Source organism: uncultured Shewanella sp. (assembly GCF_947501225.1).
Classification (GTDB): domain Bacteria; phylum Pseudomonadota; class Gammaproteobacteria; order Enterobacterales; family Shewanellaceae; genus Shewanella.
Genome location: NZ_CANMUW010000004.1, coordinates 123,663 through 145,686 on the forward strand (window position 1 = coordinate 123,663; position 22,024 = coordinate 145,686).

Sequence of the window (22,024 nt, forward strand, 5' to 3'; positions counted from 1 at the left end):
TTTCCTCCGCGGAGCTCTTTAATTATTACTTATGTTTTTGTCCAATGCTTTAGTTTAGCTTTAAGTCTCAGCATTGCCTGACTCAGTATCTGGCTTACCCGTGACTCGCTAACTTCAAGAATGGCCCCAATTTCTTTTAAATTCAGTGCTTCGTCATAATAGAGCGACAAAACCAATCCATCTCTTTCGGGTAGAAGCTTGATCGCCTCCACCAGTGCCTTATGAAACTCTACATCCGCAATCGACTCAAAGATGTCGTCTTGCTGTCCCTCATCATGGCTCACCACATCGACAGACACGCCCAGGTCTTCAATACCAACCACTTTACCAACAGAAACATCGTTAAGGATATGATGGTACTCATCGAGCGACATATCAAGACGTTGCGCTATTTCAGTGTCATTTGCATCTCTGCCTAACTCTTGCTCGAGCTCATCGATAACCTGGGCCACCCGTCGCTGATTACGATGTACAGACCGCGGAACCCAATCTCCCCGACGGATCTCATCAAGCATCGAGCCCCGGATCCGAATACCAGCAAAGGTCTCAAATTTTGCCCCTTTGCTGCCATCAAACTTTGCTGACGCTTCGAGCAGCCCCATCATTCCGGCCTGCAACAGGTCATCGAGCTGTACCGATGCCGGCAAACGAGCCAGCAGATGATGGGCAATCTTTTTAACCAACGGTGCATACTGTTCAACTATTGAGGCTTTATTATCTAAACAAGTATACGCAGCCGCTTTACTCACTCGCTCTATCCTCTTGATATTCTGGTCGTTGCACTAATCGCTCGACAAAAAATTCAAGGTGGCCACCAGGTTGCTGAGGTATCGGCCAACTAATAATCTTATTAGCCAAACCATGATAAGCAATCGTCGCCGGCGATTTAGGATATGCTTCTACAATCAGTTTTTGCTTACGTACCGATTTCCGCAAGTTCTCATCGAACGGTATAGTTGCAACCAACTCTAAGGCAACATCTAAGAAACGATCCGTAACTTTACTAAGTTTAGCAAAGAGTTCCATCCCTTCCCGTAAACTTCTCACCATATTGGCAACTATTTTAAAACGGAAAACACCGTGCTCACGACTCAAAATCTTTATTAAGGCATAGGCATCGGTAATCGACGTTGGTTCGTCACACACTACTACTAACACATCTTGAGAGGCACGGGAGAAACTCAATACCATATCTGAGATGCCTGCCGCAGTATCGACAATTAAAATGTCAAATTGAGTTCGCATCTCACTAAAGGCCCTGATTAAGCCTGCATGCTGCGCCTGAGACAATTCAACCATAGCCTGCGTACCGGAGGTAGCCGGAATTATCCCGATACCTTTAGGCCCACGAACAATAATATCGTCAAGCTCAGCATCACCCGACAATACGTGCGATAAGTTACGATCGGCCCGCAGACCAAGCATAATATCCACATTTGCCAAACCTAAGTCAGCATCCAGGACTAATACACGCTTGCCTTTTTCAGCCAGAGCAACGGCGGTATTGATAGAAACACTGGTTTTACCCACGCCACCTTTACCACCGGAAACGGCTATTACTTTTACTTTTTCGTTATAAGGTTGATTCATCATACGTAAACCACTTGCTTGATCCCGACTCATTGCTTTACTCAAATGCATAGGCCCTTTCATCTGACCGTTCATTGTTCTGTACTATCTGTTGATCTTTCTTGTCTAATACCGATAACGCTTTGTTTGCCAAGGCCAAGGTATCAGCAACTTGCATATCTTCCGGAACTCGTTGACCGTCAGTAACATAACTTAATGGTAACCCACTTTGAATCAATACGCTCAATGCCGGAGCCAAAGAAACTGATTCGTCGAGTTTTGTCAAAACGGCTCCGGAAAGAGGGATTCGTTTAAACTGCGCTACCGCATCCTCTAACACTCCTCTCTGCCCTGTAGAAGACAGTACCAGATAACTGCGTATAGGTATCCTGCTATTTGCAGCTAAATTATCAAGTTGTTGAAAAAGTCGGATATCCCGTTGACCCATACCCGCCGTATCTATCAATACTAGCTTGCGATTCCTGAACTGATAAAGAATTTGCTCCAACTCATTGAGATCATGTGCTTGCTTTACCGGACACCCCATTATTTTGCCATAGGTTGCCAATTGCTCAAAGGCTCCTATGCGATAATGATCGGTCGTAATCAATGCAACTTGATCTGCACCATGATGTGCAACATATCTTGCGGCTAATTTGGCCACGGTTGTGGTCTTACCCACACCTGTTGGTCCAACAAAAGCGACAACACCACCCTGACGAACGATATCATCACCTTGATTATCTAACATATTCGCTAGGCTGCGGGGCAAAGTGCGTACCAGTTCAGCCGGTGTATAGTGCTCACTCAGATCGGAGAGCTTTGTTGCCACAGCAGGCGAAAACTCTGCCTCCAGCAACTTACTCTCTAACATGGCGCCCACCGGGTTCACCCTGCTTTTCTGCTCTGTCAGCAGCGAGGTCACCTGATGAGTCAACAGATTGCGCAAAGAGGCCAGCTCTTCACGCATTGCATCTAACTCCTGGCTGGCTGGAGCCTTGCTCTCATGGCCGCCTCTTGGATTAAACGATCTTGCCTCGGGCTCTGGGGCTCTGTTTGCAACAGACGGCGCCTCTAACCCCTTAGCCCACTCCGGCATCTCAAGCTCATCACTCTTTTGATGGGACTGCTGATTGACCCGGCTCTGTTGTCGCTCTAACAGCGCCTGAAGTGAATCGGCTGCCGGTGCCGGTTTTACTTTCGATTCGGTTCGAACGGCTCTTTTCGACCCGAGTGAAATCTTCTCCTCGGCCAGTTCCAGAAATGACGGCGTTGGTGCAGGTTGCGCTGGCTGCTGTGCTTTAGGCTTAGGATCATCGTAATCGACAGCAGCGACAATCTCTATGCCGCCGGTCACCTTCTTATTCGACATAATCACAGCATCAGAACCTAAGGTCTCTTTAACCTGGGCGAGAGCTGTGCGCATATCTTTTGCTAAAAATCGTTTTATCTTCACTTACACACCCTCTACTGGCCAACAGCAGATACAATTCTAATCTGCTTCTCATCGGGCACTTCCTGATAGGAGATCACCCTTAGGTTTGGAATCGTATGTTTTACAAACCTTGATAAGGTTGAGCGTAACATACCCGATGTAAGCAATATTGCCGGTTCCCCAACCATCTCTTGCCTCTGTGAGGCATCTTCTAAAGACTTCTGCATGCGCTCTGCAAGGCTGGGCTCAATATTCGGACCTTCACCGCCCGTTGCTTGCATTGATTGATGCAACATCTGTTCCAACTCTGGCGCCAATGTAATGACAGGTATCTCCGTCTCGGGGCCACTGATCTCCTGAACGATCATGCGTTTCAGTGCAATACGTACCGCAGCGGTTAATACCTCGGTATCGGCACTCTTACTGCCATACTCTAACAGGGTCTGTACAATGGTCTTAAGGTCCCTGATAGAAACACCTTCATTAAGCAGGTTCTGCATCACCTTAACAACCGAGCCTAATGGCATGACATCCGGAATGAAACCATCGACAAGCTTAGGCGAGTGCTTACCCAACATCTCCATCAACTGCTGAACCTCTTCGTAGCCCAGCAGCTTGGCTGCATTATTGGTTAACAGTTGACTCAGGTGAGTCGCTACCACTGTCGCCGCATCAACCACAGTGTATCCCAACGTTTGTGCATGCTCCCTGAGTTCGGGGGCTATCCACACTGCTTCCAAACCAAAGGCGGGATCGGTAGTTTCGATTCCATCTAACTTGCCGTACACCTGGCCCGGGTTGATCGCAAGTTCGCAATCATGCCTGATCTCGGCTTCGCCGGAGGCGACGCCCATCAGTGAGATACGGTAGGTGTTGGGTGAAAGGTCGAGATTATCACGAATATGTACCGCCGGAACCAGGAATCCAAGCTCCTGAGACAGTTTCTTTCGTACCCCTTTGATTCGGCCCAGCAACTCTCCGCCCTGCCCTTTATCGACCAGAGGAATGAGTCGGTAACCCACCTCAAGCCCGATAGTGTCCACATGCTGAACATCGTCCCAGCTAAGTTCTTTAGGTTGAGCGGCATCGCCCTTCTCCGCCGGAGAGGTCTTAGCAAGCTCAAGCGCCTTCTCGCGGTCGCTCTCCTGTTTACGGTGGATAAAGTAAGCGACGGCGGCAGTAATGACAGCGAAAGTTAAGAATGCAATATGCGGCATGCCGGGAACAATACCCATGATAAATAATACGCCCGATGCGATAGCCAGGGATTTGGGGCTGTCAAACATCTGACTCATCATCATCTGCCCCATATCACCGGACTCGTTCTGACGTGTCACCATCAACGCTGCGGCAATAGAGAGAAGCAGTCCGGGGATCTGCGCAACCAGGCCGTCACCTATGGTCAACAGGGTATAGATCTCAACGGCGGTCGAGAAATCGAGCCCATGTTGAACCATACCTATGACAAAGCCGCCTAAGATGTTAATAACGAGGATAAGGATACCCGCTATCGCATCACCTTTTACAAATTTTGAAGCACCATCCATCGCACCGTAGAAATCGGCTTCTTTGGTCACCTCGGCGCGGCGTACTCTCGCCTGATCTTGATTTAAGACACCGGCATTCAGGTCGGCATCGATCGCCATCTGCTTACCTGGCATCGCGTCCAGGGTAAAGCGGGCACTCACTTCAGAGATACGCCCGGCACCTTTTGTCACAACCGCAAAGTTGATGATGATAAGAATAAGGAAGACGACCAGACCCACGGCATAGTTGCCACCGATAACCACTGAACCGAAGGCTTCAATCACCTTACCCGCCGCGTCACCGCCATTATGACCCTCCAGCAGAACGACTCGGGTAGAGGCGACGTTAAGCGCCAACCTGAGCAGGGTTGCGACAAGTAACACACTGGGGAAGGCGGCAAAATCGAGCGGCCTGTCGGTATAGATAGCGACGAGCAGTACCACGAGTGCTAATGCGATATTGAAAGAGAACAGAATATCGAGCAGGAATGCAGGTATTGGCAGTACAATCATCGCCAAGGCTGCCAATACAAGCAGCGGTGTACCCAAACCTTTAAAGTTAGCGGGTTTTATCTGCTTCAATTGACCTAGGCTTGCTTTAACATCCATTCAAAAAGAGTCCAAACTTTGACATCTAGCCCTTATTCAGCAATTTTTAAGCCAATATGGGGAATTTATAATTAGAATTTTCAGCTGCGCTACTATACCGTTAAACACACGGTAAATGAACGGCTTAATATCTCAAATAAGCAATATAATGCTAAAAGCGGCCGAAATGGATAAGAATGCAGCCATTTGACAGATTAAATCCTTATTGCCAATCACTAAAGTAGCCCCTAATACTTTAGATCCTCAGGGATAGGTTGATCTCTCGGTATAGGAGTCGGCCGCTTACCGCCATGCTTCTGATATTGCCGCAGCTGGAAGACATAGGCGAGCACCTGCGCTACCGCTGTGAAAAGTCCCTCGGGGATCTCCTGATCGATCTTGGTGGTATGATAGATAGCACGTGCCAGAGGCGGCGCCGAAACGATGGCAATCTCATGTTCACGAGCTATCTCACGTATCTTAAATGCCACCTCATCCACCCCCTTAGCCAGAACGAAAGGTGCTGTCGTCTTTGCGGCGTCATACTTTACCGCAACGGCATAATGTTCCGGGTTGACCACAATCACATCCGCGTTGGGCACCTCTCCCATCATACGACGCTGAGCCATCTCCCGCTGCATCTGCCGCACCCGTCCCTTAACTTCCGGCTTACCTTCGGTATCTTTATACTCATCCTTTACCTCCTGCTTAGTCATTCTCAGCTGCTTACTGTGGTTCCAGATCTGAAATGGGACATCGATTACGACTATGATGATGGTGGAGGAACAGAGGATGATAAACATCCAGATAAGAAGATCTAAGGCGTGATACACATTGCCGGGAAGGTGTTCCCGTGAAAGCGCGAGGATATCATCAAAGTAGTAACTGAGAAGAAAATAGGCCGACAAGGCCACAACCGAGAACTTAGCCAGGCCTTTCGTCAGCTCAACCAGAGCCTGAACACCAAACATCCGCTTGAAACCGTTTATCGGATTCATCTTATCCGCCTTAGGCATAAACGCCTTAGTGGAAAAGGTGATACCGCCCAGGACTATGTTGCCCAAAAATGCCATAAGCGTGAGTATTGCAATAAAGCTCAACATAGGAAATGCGAGCTCCTTGCCTATGACTGACCAGATCAAAAAGAGCTCATTGGTATCGAAGATCTGCGTCCTGTCCATAGTAAAGAGCATCTCCATGATATTATAGAGACTCTTAGCGATACTTGGCCCTGTCATGGCGAAGCCGATTGCCGCGGCCATCAAGACTGCTGAGGTGCCTAACTCCTTGGAGCGGGCGACCTGACCTTTCTCCCGGGATTGCTCCCGGCGCCTGGGGGTCGCCTCTTCGGTTTTTTCTTGACTGCTGTCATTCTCAGCCATAAGTTAGCTCCCGGATCTAACGTTCGCCAGATTAAAAAAGACCATCGACATTACATTGAAGTTGCAACACATCACAAAGCAGTAATTGAGCTGCACGCCACACCTCACCAAAATGCGCCATGATCGGGGTTAAGGTTAACCATAAGATTATCAAACCACTAACCATGGTCACCGGAAAACCGATGGCAAAGATGTTGAGCTGTGGAGAGGCTCGTGTCATTACGCCGAAAGAGAGGTTAATTAACAGCAGCGCCACAATGGCGGTGACGGACATAGTTAACGCCGCGCCGAACATATAGGCGCCCCATTCGGCTAACAGCTTGTAACTGGTTATACTGAGCCCCTGATCTGAGATAGGGATCGTCTCGAAGCTGACAACCAGCATCCTGATCAAGACCAGGTGACCGTCTACACTCAGAAAGATCATGGTCGTCAGCAGCAGGAAGAAGTTACCTATCACAGGTGTCTGTTGACCCGAGGAGGGGTCAACCATAGAGGCGAAACCCAGACTCGTTTGCATACCGATTATTTGACCTGTTAATACAAACGTCTGCATAACCAACAGGGTAACAAACCCCATGGCGACTCCGATCAATATCTGTTGCGCGGTCACAAATACCGAAGAGAGGGCGAACAACTCAATATTTTCAACCGGTGGTAAAACCGGAACGATGGCAAAAGTGATCGTCATCGACAGCAGTAAACGGACTCTGGCCGGAGTAGTATTAGCGCCAAATACAGCCATCACCATCAGCATGCTGGACACCCGAAAAAGCGGCCACATATATGAGGCTATGGTATCCATGATGGTGCCGATTAAAATCTCCATCAGCTAAGAGACTTTTGTCGAACGACAGGCCGGGCAGTGTGGTAAGGCTTCATCAGCCGACTACCTGCGGGATCATATTCACCATCTGCAGAAAAAACTCCATCATAGTCTGAATCAAAGTATGACCCAGAAACATCAAGGCAAGCAGGGTCGTCAGCAGACGGGGAAGAAAACTTAAGGTCTGTTCGTTAATAGATGTCGCTGCCTGAAATACAGCAACGATAAGGCCAACAATAAGACCGGGAACAATGATCAGGGAGACAATTGTCACGATAACCGTTAACGCTTCCCGGAATATGTCGACCAGTGATTCAGGACTCATAAGGACTCCTAGGGTCCGAAGCTGTTGGCCAGGGTTCCCATCACTAGGCTCCAGCCATCGACGAGAACGAACAACATGATCTTAAAGGGGAGCGAGACAATCATGGGAGACAGCATCATCATACCCATGGCCATCAAAATACTGGCAACCACTAAATCCAACACCAAAAAGGGGACGAATAACATGAACCCTATCTGAAATGCGGTTTTCAGCTCACTGGTGATAAAAGCGGGAATGACCACACTCATCGGCGTCTCTTCGGGAGAGTTAATATTCTGATAACCGGAGATCTGAATAAAGGTATCGAGATCCGTCACGCGAGTCTGGGCCAGCATAAACGTCTTTATTGGTTCTTTACCCTTCTCGAAGGCCTGTTCTATGCCGATACTCTCATTCATATAAGGCTTTACCGCATCATCGTAAACCCGGTCAAAAACGGGCGACATGATGAAAAAGGTCAAGAAGAGGCTCATTCCGATCAGCACTTGATTGGAGGGGGCCTGCTGCAACCCGATGGCCTGCCTGAGAATAGAGAGGACAACGATGATCCGGGTGAATGAGGTTAACATGATGACCATGGCCGGGAGGAAGCTCAGTGAGGTCATCAGCAACAGGATCTGCATGGTCACAGAGTATTGTGTCTCACCCTGAGGGCCGGTGGTAACAGTGACGGCCGGCAGTACGCCGCTTTGTGACAGCGCCTCCGGCGAGATCAGTAACAAACTTAATGCAATAAAAATCAGGATCCGTTTCATGATTGTTTTGACTTGGCTTGAATTAATCGGTTGGCAAATGAATCCGTCTCTGTATTCACCACATTTTCCAGCTTATCTATTAAATTAACCTGTTGAGGCGTCACGCCCAGCAGGTACTGTTGACCATCGACCTCGACTAACACCACCTTCTCTCTCTGTCCCAGTGACGTAGCGGCAACCACCTTAAGTACATTACTGCTTGCCGGAACCAGGTTGAAACGTCTGACAATATAAGCCAGGACAAAGATGAGTATGAGGACAAGAATTAAGCCGCCCAACATATTTGCCAGGGTGGACAGTGCTGAGTCCTTCTCTACTCCGGAAGCGGCATTCGCTGTCGTAGCAGCACCAGCTGCCAGCAATGAGATAATCATATAAGCCTTTATTTCAGCTTCTTGATTCGTTCTGTCTGACTGATCACATCGGTCAAACGAATACCAAATTTATCATTGACGACAACTACTTCGCCATGGGCGATCAGTGTACCGTTGACCATAACATCCAGCGGTTCTCCCGCCACGCGATCTAACTCGACCACTGAGCCCTGGTTGAGCTGCAGCAAGTTCCGGATACTGATAAAGCTACGGCCGACCTCCATCGAGATGGTCACCGGAATATCCATGATAGAATCCAGCTTGGCAGCATCCTCTTCAGACAGCGCCGAAGCTGTGTCGGTTAACTCGTCGAGCTCAACAGCCTGTGCCTCTTCTAAGGCTTGCTCCGCCATGGCTTCAGCCCAATCATCGCCTGTATCTTCTGTGCTCATCTTTTGTACCTTAAATATTTTTGAATAAGTTAACTTTTAGTTTCGAGTTTCAGCCAGTATTAAAGGTTAAGACTCTTAGAGCCGGGCCTTAAGCTGCCCCGTTAACCTTTTATATACCCGTAACTACCTGCCTGCTAAACCTATAGCTCTTTTGCTTCTCTGGCCTTAGCCCTTCTGGTCACCAGTTGCAGCTCACTCTTAGCGGTTTCAGGTCTTGGAATCATTTCACATATTCTCAAGGCTAAATTATCGCGTGCCGTCCCCAGCTTACACCGGTAAGTCGGCAGGTCCTCGACTCTCATAACAATATGCTCAGGCAGTTCAACGGGGATCACATCCCCCTGTTTAAACTCCATCACATCTTTCAGCCTGACCTGATGCTCAACTACGGTCGCATCTATGCCTACCTCTACATCCATAATTTCATCTTTCAGAGCCTGTGACCAACGCAGGTCGGTGTCTTGAGTATCACTCTGCACACCGGCATCGAGCAGTTCTCGAATAGGTTCGATCATCGAGTAAGGCATGGTGATATGAAAATCACCACCACCGCCATCGACCTCAATATGAAATGAACTGACCACCACGACCTCGGTCGGGCTTACAATATTTGCCATGGCAGGGTTAACTTCTGAATCGAGGTAATCAAACTCGACATCCATGACCGGTGCCCAGGCATCTTTATAATCTTCGAAGATAATTTTAAGCAGTAATTGAACAATACGACGTTCGGTAGGTGTGAACTCACGCCCCTCAATCTTTGCATGGAAGCGACCATCCCCGCCAAAAAAGTTATCCACCAGAATAAACACTAACCTGGCTTCCATGGTGATCAGTGCCGTACCTTTCAAGGGGCTGAAGCGCACCATGTTGAGACTGGTGGGTACGAACAGAGTATGAACATATTCACCGAACTTCAGCATCTGAACACCATTAATAGATACTTCGGCGGCTCGGCGCATCATATTGAACATACTGATCCGCAAATGGCGGGCAAAGCGCTCATTTACGATCTCAAGCGTAGGCATACGTCCACGGACAATACGATCTTGTGAAGAGAAGTCATAGGAGCGGGCATCAACCCCCTCATCTACCTCATCTTCTTCTACGTCATCTACACCATGCAGTAACGCATCAATCTCGTCTTGGCTTAATAGATCACTCACAATAATGCCTTTTTAACTTTTCAATAGAGTACGTTTTTGAGTTACTGCATAACAAAACCGGTAAACAGGACTTTTTCGACCACTTTTCGTCCGGTTACGGGTTGCAGGGTATTTTGAACATTGAGCAGGGCAAGCTGGCGCATCTCATCCTTGCCGGCGAGTGAGCTCAATTTCTGCACATCAGCGCTACTAAACGTAGTGAGTAACGCATCTTCGATCAACGGAATATGCTTCTTTATCAGAAGGTCATCTTCACTTCCGCGAACCATTAGCTGAACTTTAATTTCAACCAGCCTTGAACGGTTCGCACCAGGCAGGTTAAACAGGAAAGGTCTGGGCATACCCACATAGTAGGCTTCACCGGTATTGGCAGGCTCTTCTGCCTCGGCAGCAACCTCTTCAGAGCCAGCAGACTCAGGGCTATCACTCGAACCCATGAAAAACCACAGCCCACCACCGACCAGCAGCAAAACGACAAGTCCTATGGCACCAAAAATCACCAATTTTTTCTTACTTTTCGGCTCTTGGCTCTCCTCGAGCTCTAAAGATTCTTCTTCATCAGCCATCTGTATTCCCTTTTAAAAGAGGTAACTGAACGGTGTACACATCTACTGCCCAGTATTATATCTTGTCCCGACCAGAATTAATTTTCAATAACTGGTTTACTTGGGCTATAGGTTACCTGCTTATGCATAATAATCTATACCTGAACTATAACTTGTTGTCTGATTTGTGCTTAATAATGGATCTTCTGCTGTAATTTCATCCATGTCACTCCCATAACCACCAGAGCTCTCACTGCCGCCATCTTCTCCGCGCTCACCTTGCCCCATATTGTCCTGAGACACATGGCTGTCAGTTAATTGCATTCCCTGTTCGGAAAGAAGATCTTTTAACCTGGGGATCGCCTGCTCAATGAGATCCCGGGTTTGATGTTGGCTGACCTGAAACTGGACCTGTGTCTGCTCTCCCTGAACCTGAACCCTCACCATCATCTGACCTAACTCCGGTGGATCCAGCCTGATCTCCGCCTGATGAACCCCCTGGCTCACCATGGTCATCAACTGTTGCCTCATGACGGGAGAGAATCGCTGGATCATATCCTGCATCATATTCTGCTGTTCACTTCCCTGTCTTAACGACAACTGAAATTGAGGCAGATCGGTACGATTGACAGCGGGAGACTGAGTTTGCGCCGTTGTCTGGAAGGTTTTAATATCGGCCGCAAGATCACTCTGGGCAGGCGAGAACTCCAATCCCCCCTTAACCGGAGTCAACTGTACCGACAACTCGGCTCCCTTTAACTGCTGAGCAGTAACCTCGGTGCTCTGAACTGACCCTTTACTGTTAACCTGAATGTTTTTATCGACCTCGATGATAGACTTCTCACCCAATATATTGTTCAGCTTGGTATCAAGCGGCCTGACCTCGATTGGTTTAGTCTCAACTGGCTTAGCCTCAAGAGGCTTGGCTTCAAGAGGCTTAATTTCACCACTCTTAGGCTCAACATACTTAATATCGCTGCTCTTTACCTCACCGACCTTTGCATCGACGAGTTTTGCATCTACAGCTTCATTACCCTTACCAGCCGTAGCGGTTAAGGTTTCTCCCTTTACAGACTCAGCTCCCTTACCATGAGCCTGTGCGTCAGCGACACCGGTTACGGCGGCACCTGCAGCCCCCGTGTTAACCGCCTTAACGCCCTGCTCAATAGCGCTGCCCTGAGTATCGGCAGACTTATTCATTTCAGCTTGGTTAGTCCCCATCGTGGCATTGCCGGCGAGTACCTGTTGGAAATTAGTTGCCCCGCTATTAACCAGTGCCACAAGCTCAGTTAACTTCTCAGCAGGCAGAGCCAGTAGCTCCTTCTCTGACAAGCCGGTTTTAGCGCTCAGCAACTCAATCATCTCTTTATCCAGCCCTTCGGCAGACAGAAGTTCGGCTTGTTCAGCTGCCTCTGTAGTTAATCCGGCGCTCGTCGCTTGAGATAACTCATCCAGTATCAGTTCATCTCCCTGAACTGTGGCCGATAGCAGCTGGTTCGGGGTGATCGCGAACTCTGAATCTGCTGAAACTTTTTGTGCTGCCGAGTCACCGCCAAGCGGCAATAGTTTACCGCTGAATCCCAGGTTACCGGTATTATCGAGTTCGCTGGCAAGTGTAAGCTGCGCCAAAACATGCTCCACATCTGCCGCATCTGCTTCACCGCCCTCGAGCTTATCATTGCTCTTTGCCGGTTCCCTCTCCCCTTCAGCTAGCTCTTCCGTGCTGGTTTCTTTTGTCTGACTTGACTTTGCAGATGGTTTATCCGCTTGGTTGCTCGCTTGTTCAAGAGCAGCATAAAAATCATTCTTTTCAGAAGGTTGAGAACCAGATGATAGACTTTCAGAATCTGCACTTTTCTTAATACCGGAAGCAGTACTCTTCTCTGCACTCATCTCAGCATTAGGTAATAGTACACTTGTCATTTCCCGCATGAAGCCTCCATCAGCCGCCACCGTCCAGTTGTGATATGGACCAGCACATGGCGTCAAATTATCGACCGTAATAGGTCAATCTACAATTTCACATTCATTACAAGCAATTAGAATGCCAACAGTTGAGTAGGGGGTAAAAGTACAGGATGATATGCCTAACGGGAACGCTTGCGGTAAAACTGCTGTGATGCGAACTCATCGATCAACTTCTGCTCCCGTCTCAGTTCGGCTTGTTGCGCTTTCTCGGCCTTATGAGCCAACAGAAGTTCCACCGCCTTGCGTTTTTGTTGCTTCTCCTGCCAATACTGTTGACGGTGGAGTCTTTGATTATCGGCTTCGGTAATAGATACAAGCTGCTTAGTGATCGCATCATCGATCTGGCGAACGAATTGATGAAACTGATGATAATAACTGGCACTAATCGTTTTACCATGATTAGTCTCCATCTGTTTCATATAATCGAGACGATAGTTTCTCAAGGCATCCAGCTGACTCTGGCACTTCTGCAGCGCGAGTTGAGCCGACTGCAACTGCAGCGCAGCCTGCTCTTCGGCCTCAGTGGCCAGCTTCAAAACTGTATCTAACGGATCGTGCTTGGCCATTAATATTCCTGAGATAAGAGATGATACCAGGTACTAGAGCCTGGATACTTGTCTATACCTTACACTGAGCGCCTAACTGAGAGAGCATCAGTGTACTGCTATCGAAGCTGATCGCCTCTTTCATTGTTTGTCTGAGAAAGGCGTTCATCGCCGGTTGTAAACGAATGGAGTTATCAATTCTCGGATCGCTACCTTGAGTATAGGCACCGATAGAGATCAGGTCTTTGTTCTGCTGGAACAGTGAATAGACCTGCTTGACGCAGCGCATAGACTCCAGGTGTTCGGGAGTGATCACCATTGGGGCTACACGACTGATTGACGCCTCGATATCGATAGCCGGATAATGCCCGGAATCTGCGAGACTACGTGACAGTACAATATGACCATCGAGAATCGCCCTGGAGGCATCGGCTATGGGATCCTGCAGGTCGTCCCCCTCAGTCAAAACCGTGTAGAAAGCGGTGATAGACCCCTGGCCCGGTCCGCCATTTCCGGCGCGCTCCACCAACTTAGGTAATTTTGCAAATACCGATGGCGGATAACCTTTCGTAGCCGGAGGCTCGCCCACCGCCAGTGCTATCTCACGCTGCGCCTGGGCATAACGGGTGAGGCTATCCATCAACAGAAGTACGTTATAACCAAGATCTCGGAAGTACTCGGCAATTCTCGTCGAAGTTTCACAAGCCCGTAGTCTCATCAAAGGCGATGTATCGGCAGGTGCCGCCACAACAACAGAGCGGGCACGCCCTTCTGCTCCTAAGATCTCTTCGATAAACTCTTTAACTTCTCGTCCACGCTCCCCCACAAGCCCGACCACAATCACATCAGCAGTGGTCCCCCTTGTCATCATTCCAAGGAGTACACTCTTACCGACGCCCGAGCCGGCAAACAGGCCCATACGCTGCCCTTTACCCACGGTAAGCATGGCATTGATAGCTCTAACCCCAACATCCAGTGGCTCGGTAATTGCCCTTCGAGCCAGAGGATTAATCGCTTGTGCATGTCTCGGCGCCTTCTGCTCAGTTTGCAGGCGGCCCAGACCATCGAGAGGATGACCATTACCATCGAGCACTCTGCCCAGCAGCGAAAGGCCAACATTCAGACCCGCCTGTTCACCCAATGGAGTGACCTTCGCGCCCGGAAGTACCCCACGTAACTCTTCGATCGGCATTAGGTAGAGCAGTTCATCGTCAAAACCGATAACCTCGGCAATCAGCTCCCCCGCCAAAGTTTCGATGCTGCACAAACTACCTATGGGAGCCCGACAACCGGTGGCCTCGAGCGTCAGACCCACAACGCGAACCAGTTGACCGCTCGCCTCTGCAACGAAGGGATGAACCTTATTGACCTGATGCTTTAATTTACTTAGCAATTGATTCTGGCGGCTACGCATTATCTTCTTCGCCTGCTCCTTGAGTCCCACAGCGGTTTAGTTGCCGGCTGTAGCGGAAGGTTTGCGCGCCGGTCACTGTGAGACAGGCCTGCATCCCAAAATAGTTAGTTATCACTCACCTCACCGGAAGCCGGCTCGGCGATATCGGGCACATCGGCTTGCCCCTGTTGCGGCTTGTTATCTGTCTGGTCGTTAGCCTCGGCACTCCCTTCCCCGCTTTCGACCATCTCGGCCGATGAGGGTTGATTCGAGTCTACCTGGGAGTCGAGCGCCTCTTTCTGCTGATGAATATTTTGCTCTAAGTGATGATTATGACTCTCTAACTCCTCAAATACCGAGGCAATTCTTGAGTCTAAGCGCATATCCACGCTGCTTCTTTGACTATTGATAATACAGTCGCCTGGAGTCAAGCTGGGATCGGCTTCGAGTTCCCAGCGGTTTTTCTCTAACTGGTTGGCACTATACAACTCCTGAACCAGCTGCAGATCATCCGGAGTCAATCGGATCACAATACCCTGCTCTTTTAGCGGCAGCGAGTCTACCCCCAGCCTTAAAGCAGACAAGATATGTTCAGGGTGGGTTTTCAGTTCATGGCCAATGACGGCCCTGGAGAGTTTCATTGTCAGTTGGATCAACTCCTGCTCTATTTCACTGTCGAGCAGTTGCATCGGCTTTTCAAATTGCGAGAGCATGGACTCGAATCGGTTAATCAACACCTTAGCCTGTTCGACTCCCTCCTGATAACCTTGCTCTCGTCCCTGCTCAAACCCTTCACTGTGTCCCTGTTGTAACCCGTCCAGGCGACCACTCTCGACACCCGCCTTGTACCCCTCCTCTTTTCCTTCGGCGAATCCGTCCTGCTCAGCTTGCTTTCGAATATCTTCAATTTCGCTCAGAGTCGGAGGAGTGAATGGCTGCTCCTCCTCTGCAGGCTCATGCTGTACGGCTTTATGACCAAACAGGTTTGAAACATCTTCCGGGATTGGCTGAGTAACATCAGGAATTTGCCAATGACTGAAATCTGACTCTGCTTGTGCCTGATCCTTATCTTTCGGTGTATCCGGATTATCAGGTTTCATTATAAGAACTCTTCACCGCCACCGCCGCCCAACATAATCTCTCCACTATCGCTGAGACGTCGTGCAATAGAGAGGATCTCTTTCTGAGCCACCTCGACTTCACTGATCCTGATTGGTCCCATAGCCTCGAGATCATCCCTTAATAGCTCTGCGGCACGCTTAGACATATTACCCAGAATCTTATCCTTAAGTTGGTCGTCTGCACCTTTGAGCGCTTTCATCAATACATCTTGTTGGATCTCACGCAGCAGAACCTGAATACCCATATCGTCGACATCGATAAGGTTCTCGAAGACAAACATCAGGTCCTGGATCTGTTGAGCCATCTCCTCGTCAGATTCCCGCATGGTCTCCATCAGTTGGCTCTCAACCCCGGTATCGAGGTAGTTCATGATATTTGCAGCCGCTTTCAGTCCACCCATCTTAGCGGCTTGAGCACCACCTTGACCGGCAAACTGTTTCTCCATGATATCGTTTAACTCTTGTAATGCTGCCGGTTGCACCTCTTCCAGGTTCGCTATTCGCATCATCAGATCAAGGCGGGTATTTTCCGGTGATTGAGCAAAGATCTCTGCGGCCTGATCGGGTTCCAGATATGAGAGAACGATGGTTTGGATCTGCGGGTGTTCATTCTGAATGATAGTAGCAACCTGACGCGCGTCCATCCATTTGAGCGACTCCAGGCCTTTAGCGCCGCTCCCCATGATGATCTGCTCAATCAGGTTACCCGCTTTATCTTCACCCAGGGCTGCTGTCAGCGCCTTACGAACGAACTCTTCGCTGTTGAAACCAATCGAAGAGTACTTTTGAACTTCATCGAGAAAGAGCTGGTGAACGGCAATGACCTTCTCCTGGCCAAAATCCTGCAACGCGGCCATGGCCATACCGACCTTCTGAACCTGCTTAGGCTCGAGATGCTTCAGAATTGAAGCCGCGTCGGCTTCACTTAAGCTCAGCAGTAAAATGGCTGTTTTTTCGATCCCCGTAAGGTCATCAACTTTAAAATTGCCACTTTTCTTAACTTCATTCTCGTTATCATTGCTCATTATCTTGTAACCAACCCTTTACGACCTGTGTCGACAGCTCCGGCTCATTTGCCACCAGCGCTCTAATCGCTTTAATCATATCATCATCTTTGTGAAGATCTGGTATCAAAATTGAGCCGTCATCGGCATAACTATACTCGGCTTCAGGTCTGTTTAACATGCCTAAGGTGTCTGAAGCATACTGATCCTCAATCTCTGCCAGCTCATCACCAAATCTAGGCTCTTCCGGCAGTTTGGTAGTATCCGGGTAGATGAGTCGCTTCAACATAGGCCTTACGACAGCAAGAATAAGGACCAGAATAACGATACCGCCCAATGCCAGCTTAATCGCACGCCAAAACCATGGTTGTTCCCACAGTTCGGGGGCTGGCAGCTCTTCAATCAACTGATCCATGAAGGGAACGGTCACAACCTCTATCATATCGCCACGTTGGGTATTGAAGCCCACCGCCCCCTCGAGTAAACGACGGATATTCGATAACTCCTGTTCGGTTCGCGGCACTCGGTTTACCTGGCCATCTTCACCGGCGCTTCCGGATTTAAAATCAACGGCGACAGATACACTGACTCGTCTCACTACACCTATCTGCTGCCTTGTGTGACTGATGGTAGTATCGAGTTCAAAGTTACGTGTCGCTTCTCTGTGAGATGAGCCCGTTGGTGATTTAGACTCAGCCTCACCCTGGTTATTTAAGGCCTCTTGGGGAATATTGGCTTCCATCGGCGGCTGATTAGACAGTGCTCCGGGTATGCCGCCTGTAGTGGCCCCATTGGAGCTGTTCTCCACTGTCATTTCGCTGCGAAGGGCCGGGAGATCCGGATTAAATCGCTTTGCGGTCTGCTCAACAGAGGTAAAGTCCATGCTGACATCGACTTGGGAGGTAAAGTTTTCAGGCCCCAGGATTGGCATCAATATCGATTCGACCTTGTTGCGGTATTCTGCTTCTTTCTGTTGAACCAACTCCTGTTCGCGACGCGCTCTGGCCGAGACGGCGTCCTGACTACCTGAATTGAGTAAGCGACCATTGGAGTCTGTCACCGTAACACGTGTCGGCTCAAGCCCCTGAACCGCAGATGCCACAATATCGACTATTGAATCCACCTCTTCCTGCCCAAGATTTCCCCGGCGGGCATTGATCACAACTGTCGCGCTGGGCTTAGAGCGGTTGCGGGCAAACACGTTCTCTTTAGGTATCGCCAGAATTACCTTTGCACGAGTCACACTTCTGAGCTCTTCGATAGCTCTGGCTAAGTTCTGCTCCTGGCTATGTTTCAGTCTCGCCTGTTCCATTCTCTGGCTGACACCGAAGCCACTGTCCTGACTGAGGTAATCACTCGCACTCGCTGCACCATCGACGCCTTCACGACTCAGCATCAGTTTTACGTCCTGATACTTGTCTTCAGGAACCTTAACGACATCGACATCTATCTCATACTTAATCTTATTTTTATCGAGTACATCCAGTACCTGGATCATCTCCTGGGTAGACATCTTTCCAAGTGGTCGATATTCAGGCTCCTGCGCCCATAACATGACAAATACTGCAAGTGCCAGACAGATTGCAAGCGCCAGGATCATCGTCACCTGACGTAACATGTCGACTCCGCCAAAAGAGCTCAAGCCACCAGACTTGTTTTCTTCCTGTACACCACCCGCAACGCCATCGCTTGCCAATGTGGAATTTGTACCTACGACCATATCTGTACTCACAATAGATACCTGCTTTTTCTATCCATAACTATTTGGTATTCGCTCAAAATATCAGTTGGCCAAAATTATACAGGCATACTCATAATTTGTTTATAAGCTTCGACAAACTTGTTTCTGACCTGAACCGTTGCCTCAAATGCGACGCTGGCTTTCTCTCTGGCAATAACGGTATCGGATAGGGTAACGCTTGTGTCTCCCATATCTAATCTGCTCGCCATGGAGGAGGAGTTAGCCTGTAACTCACCTACCGTGCCTACGGCCTGAGAGAGGAGTTCACCAAAGTTACTGCCGGAGGTATTGTTCACCTGCCTTGTAATTTGAGTATTGATCCCACTTGCTGGAATTTCACCGCTTAGTGACTGCATCTCTTGCAGTAATGAATTGGCACCGATTTGCATAACCTGCTCCCTATCGTCGTCCTTCCAAAAGCAAAGTGACGAATAGTTGACGTAAAATCATAGATAGTTATGGAGATGCAATAAGTTTGCCAGATTGTAATAAAAGGGGAGAGAGCTATGAAGAGTGAAGGCTGAGACGATGGCCTTCGGCCTGTCGCTGCGCGGACGGCGATGCCTGTTCGACGAGCTGCGCTCTGGAAGAAAAAGAGACAGCAACGAACATTCAATTTCTTTTTAGCCAGCAAAGCTGATGTCAATTAGCTCACGCAGTGAATGTCGTCTTAGCTTATACAGCCAGCGAAGCTGGCGTCAGTTAACTCACGCAGTGAGTGTCATCTTAGCTTATACAGCCTGCGAAGCTGGTGTCAGTTAACTCACGCAGTGAGTGTCATCTTAGCTTATACAGTCAGCAGAGCTGGCGTCAGTAAGCTCATACAGTGAGTGTCGTCCTAGCTTATACAGCCAGCAAGGCTGGCGTCGATTAACTCAAGCCTTCTTTTAAGCCGGGATCTGTATTCCCATATCACGCATCTTGGCCATCTTATATCTGAGGGTACGGGCGCTTATTCCCAACTTCTCGGCAACCAACTTGCGACTTCCCTTACACTGATTCAAGGTCTCGAGAATGATGACATGCTCCTGAGCCTTCAATTCATCACCCAAGCCGTCAAGCTCGACCGGCTTAGTCTCCACCGTCTGGGCCGTTTCAACCACCTCCTGATTCAGCAAGCCATCTTGTGAGTCGATAATGATATCGCTAGCTGAGATAACCCCTGCGCTATGAAGTATCAAGGCTCTTTGGATCACATTATCCAACTCCCTGACATTACCGGGCCAGCGGTGGGTCAGCAGACGCCTTGAAGCACTTTCATCGAGTTCAGGTACCTGAGTTAATCCCGATGAGGAAGCGTGTCTTCCCAACAGGTGTCTCGCCAGGGGTAAGATATCTGCCGGTCTCTGGTTTAATGCAGGCCAGGTCAATGGAAAGACATTGATTCGATAATAGAGATCCTCACGAAACTCACCGGCGCTTGCCATCGACTTAAGGTCACGATTCGACGTCGCAAGCACCCTGACGTCCAGCTTGATGTTCTTTCGCCCACCGAGACGCTCAACTTCACGCTCCTGCAGTACGCGTAACAGCTTGGCCTGAAGCCCTAACTCCATCTCTGAGATCTCATCGAGCAACAGGGTTCCTCCCTGTGCCTGCTCAAACTTACCGGGACACGCCTGATAGGCTCCGGTAAACGCCCCCTTCTCATAGCCGAACAGGGTCGCTTCAAGCATATTTTCAGGTATGGCGGCACAGTTAATGGCAACAAACGGGCCTTCGACACGACTGCTGTTTTGATGGATATAGCGTGCAAGGACCTCCTTTCCTGAACCACTCGGGCCCATGATCATCACAGAGGCATCGGATGCAGCGACCTTCTGAGCCAGCCCCAGCAGTGCAAGACTCTTATCATCGGCGACAACGGGTTGGTCTTGCACCAGCTTAGGCTTCATGTACCGGGAGACCTGGTTTAACAGCACCTCGGGAGCGAAGGGTTTAGCCAGATAGTCCACGGCCCCTAACTTAATCGCGTTAACCGCATTATCTATCGTCGCATACGCCGTCATGAGAAGCATAGGTATCTGAGTGTGTTGCTGTAGATAGTTGAGCAGGCCAATCCCCCCTATCCCCTCCATCTGCACATCGCTTATCACCATATCGAATACATCATTTTTCAGCGCCAGGATCGCCTCCTCCGCAGAGCCAACATCGACACACTCATATTGTGCCAATAACAAGGTATCTAACAGGGCTTCCCTGAGAGAGTTATCATCCTCTACTAAGAGTATTTTTCCTTCAGACATGAGTCGACTCCTCATTAGCTTCGGCTAGTGGAGCTTGTATTAGCTCTTTTGCATCGGCTGATTGTTCAATTTTCGGGAAGCGTAAAGAAGCGGTGCAGCCTTTTCCTTTTTCACACCTGAACTGGATCTTACCGCTATGGTTGGCGACCACCGACTGAACCACGGCGAGACCGAGCCCGGTTCCCTGTGGTTTAGTGGTAAAGAATGGCTCTAGTACCTTCTTCTGCATCGCCTTATCTAAGCCTTTTCCGTTATCTATCACATCGATATGAAGTTCATGGGCAGATTCATGCCCCTTAAGCTCAACACGCGTCGCTCCGGCTTCAATACTATTGACAACAAGGTTATTGATAGCCGAACTCAGGGCATTGGCATTGGCAAGAAACTCACCATTAGACTCATCGATAAATTCGAGTTCACAGGCGTGCTTGGCAGCTATGGGCTCACAGTTTTCCAGCACACTGACCATGATCGAATCGACAGTCTCAGCCACCCCCTGCTCCTGTTGACGTCCCTTGGCCATCAGCAACATGTCGTTCACCTGATGCTCCAACTCATTTAGGCGGTCAACCAACTTCGTCTGAAAACGGTTTCTGGAAGCATCAGAGATCCTGGGGCTGGCCAGGTTCGACGCGTATAACAGGGCTGCTGTCAGTGGCGTTCGCACTTGATGAGCAAGGGTTGCCACCATCTTGCCTAACGCAGAAAGACGCTGAAGATGTGATAAATTCTTCTGCAGCAGACGGGTTTCGGTTAGATCCGTCAGAACGATCAACTGGCCGGGATCCGGCGTCAACGGTGTTATTGCCAGCTTTACCCTACGGCCATTTCTAAGTGAAACTTCATGTCCGTCATCATCTTGGGGAGAAAACGCCCGGTTGATGATCTGGATCCATCTCAGTCCTTCCAATGGAGCGCCTAACAGTTCGATAGCTACGGGGTTGGCGTCCGTCACCACCCCATCCCCATTGATGATAACGACTCCCGACGGCATAGCCTGAAGAATCCGTTCCATCCTGTCAGACATGTTGGCAGCCGGCGCTGTTTCCAACCATCTTGGAGAGTGCTGATTTAACGTATCGAGTTTAATTTGAGGACTTACGGACATATCCACTCCGTCAAA

General features: G+C 49.2%; 21 protein-coding genes. All 21 read right to left on the bottom strand.

The window, feature by feature from the left end:
• Window positions 1-29 precede the first annotated feature (29 nt).
• A complete protein-coding gene (locus Q1B47_RS07845) occupies window positions 30-749 on the bottom strand; it encodes an RNA polymerase sigma factor FliA (RefSeq protein ID WP_299791287.1) in 720 nt (239 codons plus the stop codon).
• Entirely contained in the window at window positions 742-1,623 is an 882-nt protein-coding gene (locus Q1B47_RS07850; RefSeq protein ID WP_299791919.1) for a MinD/ParA family protein, read from the bottom strand. The genes Q1B47_RS07845 and Q1B47_RS07850 overlap by 8 nt, the downstream gene beginning before the upstream one ends.
• Window positions 1,624-1,627: 4 nt before the next feature.
• On the bottom strand, window positions 1,628-3,025 hold the full coding sequence (gene flhF, locus Q1B47_RS07855; protein ID WP_299791290.1) for a flagellar biosynthesis protein FlhF: 1,398 nt from the start codon (window positions 3,023-3,025) through the stop codon (window positions 1,628-1,630).
• Window positions 3,026-3,036: 11 nt separating this feature from the next.
• Complete coding sequence (gene flhA / locus Q1B47_RS07860) at window positions 3,037-5,139, bottom strand: flagellar biosynthesis protein FlhA (RefSeq protein ID WP_299791293.1); 2,103 nt, start codon at window positions 5,137-5,139, stop codon at window positions 3,037-3,039.
• Between the two features lie 227 nt (window positions 5,140-5,366).
• Window positions 5,367-6,500 (bottom strand): flagellar biosynthesis protein FlhB, encoded by a 1,134-nt coding sequence (gene flhB / locus Q1B47_RS07865; RefSeq protein ID WP_299791297.1) that lies wholly within the window; start codon window positions 6,498-6,500, stop codon window positions 5,367-5,369.
• Window positions 6,501-6,531: 31 nt separating this feature from the next.
• Window positions 6,532-7,329 (bottom strand): flagellar biosynthetic protein FliR, encoded by a 798-nt coding sequence (fliR, locus tag Q1B47_RS07870; protein ID WP_299791300.1) that lies wholly within the window; start codon window positions 7,327-7,329, stop codon window positions 6,532-6,534.
• Window positions 7,330-7,381: 52 nt separating this feature from the next.
• On the bottom strand, window positions 7,382-7,651 hold the full coding sequence (fliQ, locus tag Q1B47_RS07875; RefSeq protein ID WP_299791302.1) for a flagellar biosynthesis protein FliQ: 270 nt from the start codon (window positions 7,649-7,651) through the stop codon (window positions 7,382-7,384).
• A gap of 8 nt (window positions 7,652-7,659) precedes the next feature.
• The gene (gene fliP, locus Q1B47_RS07880) at window positions 7,660-8,409 is read right to left on the bottom strand and encodes a flagellar type III secretion system pore protein FliP (RefSeq protein WP_299791922.1); all 750 of its coding nucleotides are present in this window, start codon (window positions 8,407-8,409) and stop codon (window positions 7,660-7,662) included.
• A complete protein-coding gene (fliO, locus tag Q1B47_RS07885; RefSeq protein WP_299791305.1) occupies window positions 8,403-8,780 on the bottom strand; it encodes a flagellar biosynthetic protein FliO in 378 nt (125 codons plus the stop codon). The genes fliP and fliO overlap by 7 nt, the downstream gene beginning before the upstream one ends.
• An 8-nt stretch (window positions 8,781-8,788) precedes the next feature.
• Window positions 8,789-9,172: a flagellar motor switch protein FliN gene (gene fliN, locus Q1B47_RS07890; RefSeq protein WP_299791308.1), complete on the bottom strand. Its 384-nt coding sequence runs from the start codon at window positions 9,170-9,172 to the stop codon at window positions 8,789-8,791.
• Window positions 9,173-9,312: 140 nt separating this feature from the next.
• Window positions 9,313-10,338, bottom strand: coding sequence for a flagellar motor switch protein FliM (fliM, locus tag Q1B47_RS07895; protein WP_299791311.1), 1,026 nt, complete (start codon window positions 10,336-10,338; stop codon window positions 9,313-9,315).
• A 41-nt stretch (window positions 10,339-10,379) separates the two neighbouring features.
• Window positions 10,380-10,904 carry a flagellar basal body-associated protein FliL gene (fliL, locus tag Q1B47_RS07900; RefSeq protein WP_299791314.1) on the bottom strand — a complete coding sequence of 175 codons (525 nt, stop codon included), beginning with the start codon at window positions 10,902-10,904 and terminating at the stop codon, window positions 10,380-10,382.
• 120 nt (window positions 10,905-11,024) lie between these two features.
• Window positions 11,025-12,815 (bottom strand): flagellar hook-length control protein FliK, encoded by a 1,791-nt coding sequence (locus tag Q1B47_RS07905; protein ID WP_299791316.1) that lies wholly within the window; start codon window positions 12,813-12,815, stop codon window positions 11,025-11,027.
• A gap of 155 nt (window positions 12,816-12,970) precedes the next feature.
• Window positions 12,971-13,417, bottom strand: coding sequence for a flagellar export protein FliJ (fliJ, locus tag Q1B47_RS07910; RefSeq protein WP_299791319.1), 447 nt, complete (start codon window positions 13,415-13,417; stop codon window positions 12,971-12,973).
• A 52-nt stretch (window positions 13,418-13,469) separates the two neighbouring features.
• Window positions 13,470-14,810 carry a flagellar protein export ATPase FliI gene (fliI, locus tag Q1B47_RS07915; RefSeq protein ID WP_299791322.1) on the bottom strand — a complete coding sequence of 447 codons (1,341 nt, stop codon included), beginning with the start codon at window positions 14,808-14,810 and terminating at the stop codon, window positions 13,470-13,472.
• Between the two features lie 104 nt (window positions 14,811-14,914).
• On the bottom strand, window positions 14,915-15,889 hold the full coding sequence (fliH, locus tag Q1B47_RS07920; RefSeq protein WP_299791325.1) for a flagellar assembly protein FliH: 975 nt from the start codon (window positions 15,887-15,889) through the stop codon (window positions 14,915-14,917).
• A complete protein-coding gene (gene fliG / locus Q1B47_RS07925; protein WP_299791328.1) occupies window positions 15,889-16,935 on the bottom strand; it encodes a flagellar motor switch protein FliG in 1,047 nt (348 codons plus the stop codon). The genes fliH and fliG overlap by 1 nt, the downstream gene beginning before the upstream one ends.
• Window positions 16,925-18,634 (bottom strand): flagellar basal-body MS-ring/collar protein FliF, encoded by a 1,710-nt coding sequence (fliF, locus tag Q1B47_RS07930; RefSeq protein WP_299791925.1) that lies wholly within the window; start codon window positions 18,632-18,634, stop codon window positions 16,925-16,927. Before fliF ends, fliG begins: the two co-directional genes overlap by 11 nt.
• 77 nt (window positions 18,635-18,711) lie before the next feature.
• Window positions 18,712-19,044 carry a flagellar hook-basal body complex protein FliE gene (fliE, locus tag Q1B47_RS07935; RefSeq protein WP_299791332.1) on the bottom strand — a complete coding sequence of 111 codons (333 nt, stop codon included), beginning with the start codon at window positions 19,042-19,044 and terminating at the stop codon, window positions 18,712-18,714.
• A gap of 498 nt (window positions 19,045-19,542) precedes the next feature.
• Entirely contained in the window at window positions 19,543-20,901 is a 1,359-nt protein-coding gene (locus Q1B47_RS07940) for a sigma-54 dependent transcriptional regulator (RefSeq protein ID WP_299791336.1), read from the bottom strand.
• On the bottom strand, window positions 20,894-22,009 hold the full coding sequence (locus Q1B47_RS07945; protein WP_299791339.1) for an ATP-binding protein: 1,116 nt from the start codon (window positions 22,007-22,009) through the stop codon (window positions 20,894-20,896). The genes Q1B47_RS07940 and Q1B47_RS07945 overlap by 8 nt, the downstream gene beginning before the upstream one ends.
• Window positions 22,010-22,024 lie beyond the last annotated feature (15 nt).

Excerpts from the sequence above, each read along its gene's own strand:
- Q1B47_RS07850 (WP_299791919.1), bottom strand. The coding sequence starts at position 1,623 with ATGAGTCGGGATCAAGCAAGTGGTTTACGTATGATGAATCAACCTTAT.
- flhA (WP_299791293.1), bottom strand. The coding sequence starts at position 5,139 with ATGGATGTTAAAGCAAGCCTAGGTCAATTGAAGCAGATAAAACCCGCT.
- flhB (WP_299791297.1), bottom strand. The coding sequence starts at position 6,500 with ATGGCTGAGAATGACAGCAGTCAAGAAAAAACCGAAGAGGCGACCCCC.
- fliR (WP_299791300.1), bottom strand. The coding sequence starts at position 7,329 with ATGGAGATTTTAATCGGCACCATCATGGATACCATAGCCTCATATATG.
- fliQ (WP_299791302.1), bottom strand. The coding sequence starts at position 7,651 with ATGAGTCCTGAATCACTGGTCGACATATTCCGGGAAGCGTTAACGGTT.
- fliO (WP_299791305.1), bottom strand. The coding sequence starts at position 8,780 with ATGATTATCTCATTGCTGGCAGCTGGTGCTGCTACGACAGCGAATGCC.
- fliN (WP_299791308.1), bottom strand. The coding sequence starts at position 9,172 with ATGAGCACAGAAGATACAGGCGATGATTGGGCTGAAGCCATGGCGGAG.
- fliL (WP_299791314.1), bottom strand. The coding sequence starts at position 10,904 with ATGGCTGATGAAGAAGAATCTTTAGAGCTCGAGGAGAGCCAAGAGCCG.
- Q1B47_RS07905 (WP_299791316.1), bottom strand. The coding sequence starts at position 12,815 with ATGCGGGAAATGACAAGTGTACTATTACCTAATGCTGAGATGAGTGCA.
- fliJ (WP_299791319.1), bottom strand. The coding sequence starts at position 13,417 with ATGGCCAAGCACGATCCGTTAGATACAGTTTTGAAGCTGGCCACTGAG.
- fliI (WP_299791322.1), bottom strand. The coding sequence starts at position 14,810 with ATGCGTAGCCGCCAGAATCAATTGCTAAGTAAATTAAAGCATCAGGTC.
- fliH (WP_299791325.1), bottom strand. The coding sequence starts at position 15,889 with ATGAAACCTGATAATCCGGATACACCGAAAGATAAGGATCAGGCACAA.
- fliG (WP_299791328.1), bottom strand. The coding sequence starts at position 16,935 with ATGAGCAATGATAACGAGAATGAAGTTAAGAAAAGTGGCAATTTTAAA.
- fliF (WP_299791925.1), bottom strand. The coding sequence starts at position 18,634 with ATGGTCGTAGGTACAAATTCCACATTGGCAAGCGATGGCGTTGCGGGT.
- fliE (WP_299791332.1), bottom strand. The coding sequence starts at position 19,044 with ATGCAAATCGGTGCCAATTCATTACTGCAAGAGATGCAGTCACTAAGC.
- Q1B47_RS07940 (WP_299791336.1), bottom strand. The coding sequence starts at position 20,901 with ATGTCTGAAGGAAAAATACTCTTAGTAGAGGATGATAACTCTCTCAGG.
- Q1B47_RS07945 (WP_299791339.1), bottom strand. The coding sequence starts at position 22,009 with ATGTCCGTAAGTCCTCAAATTAAACTCGATACGTTAAATCAGCACTCT.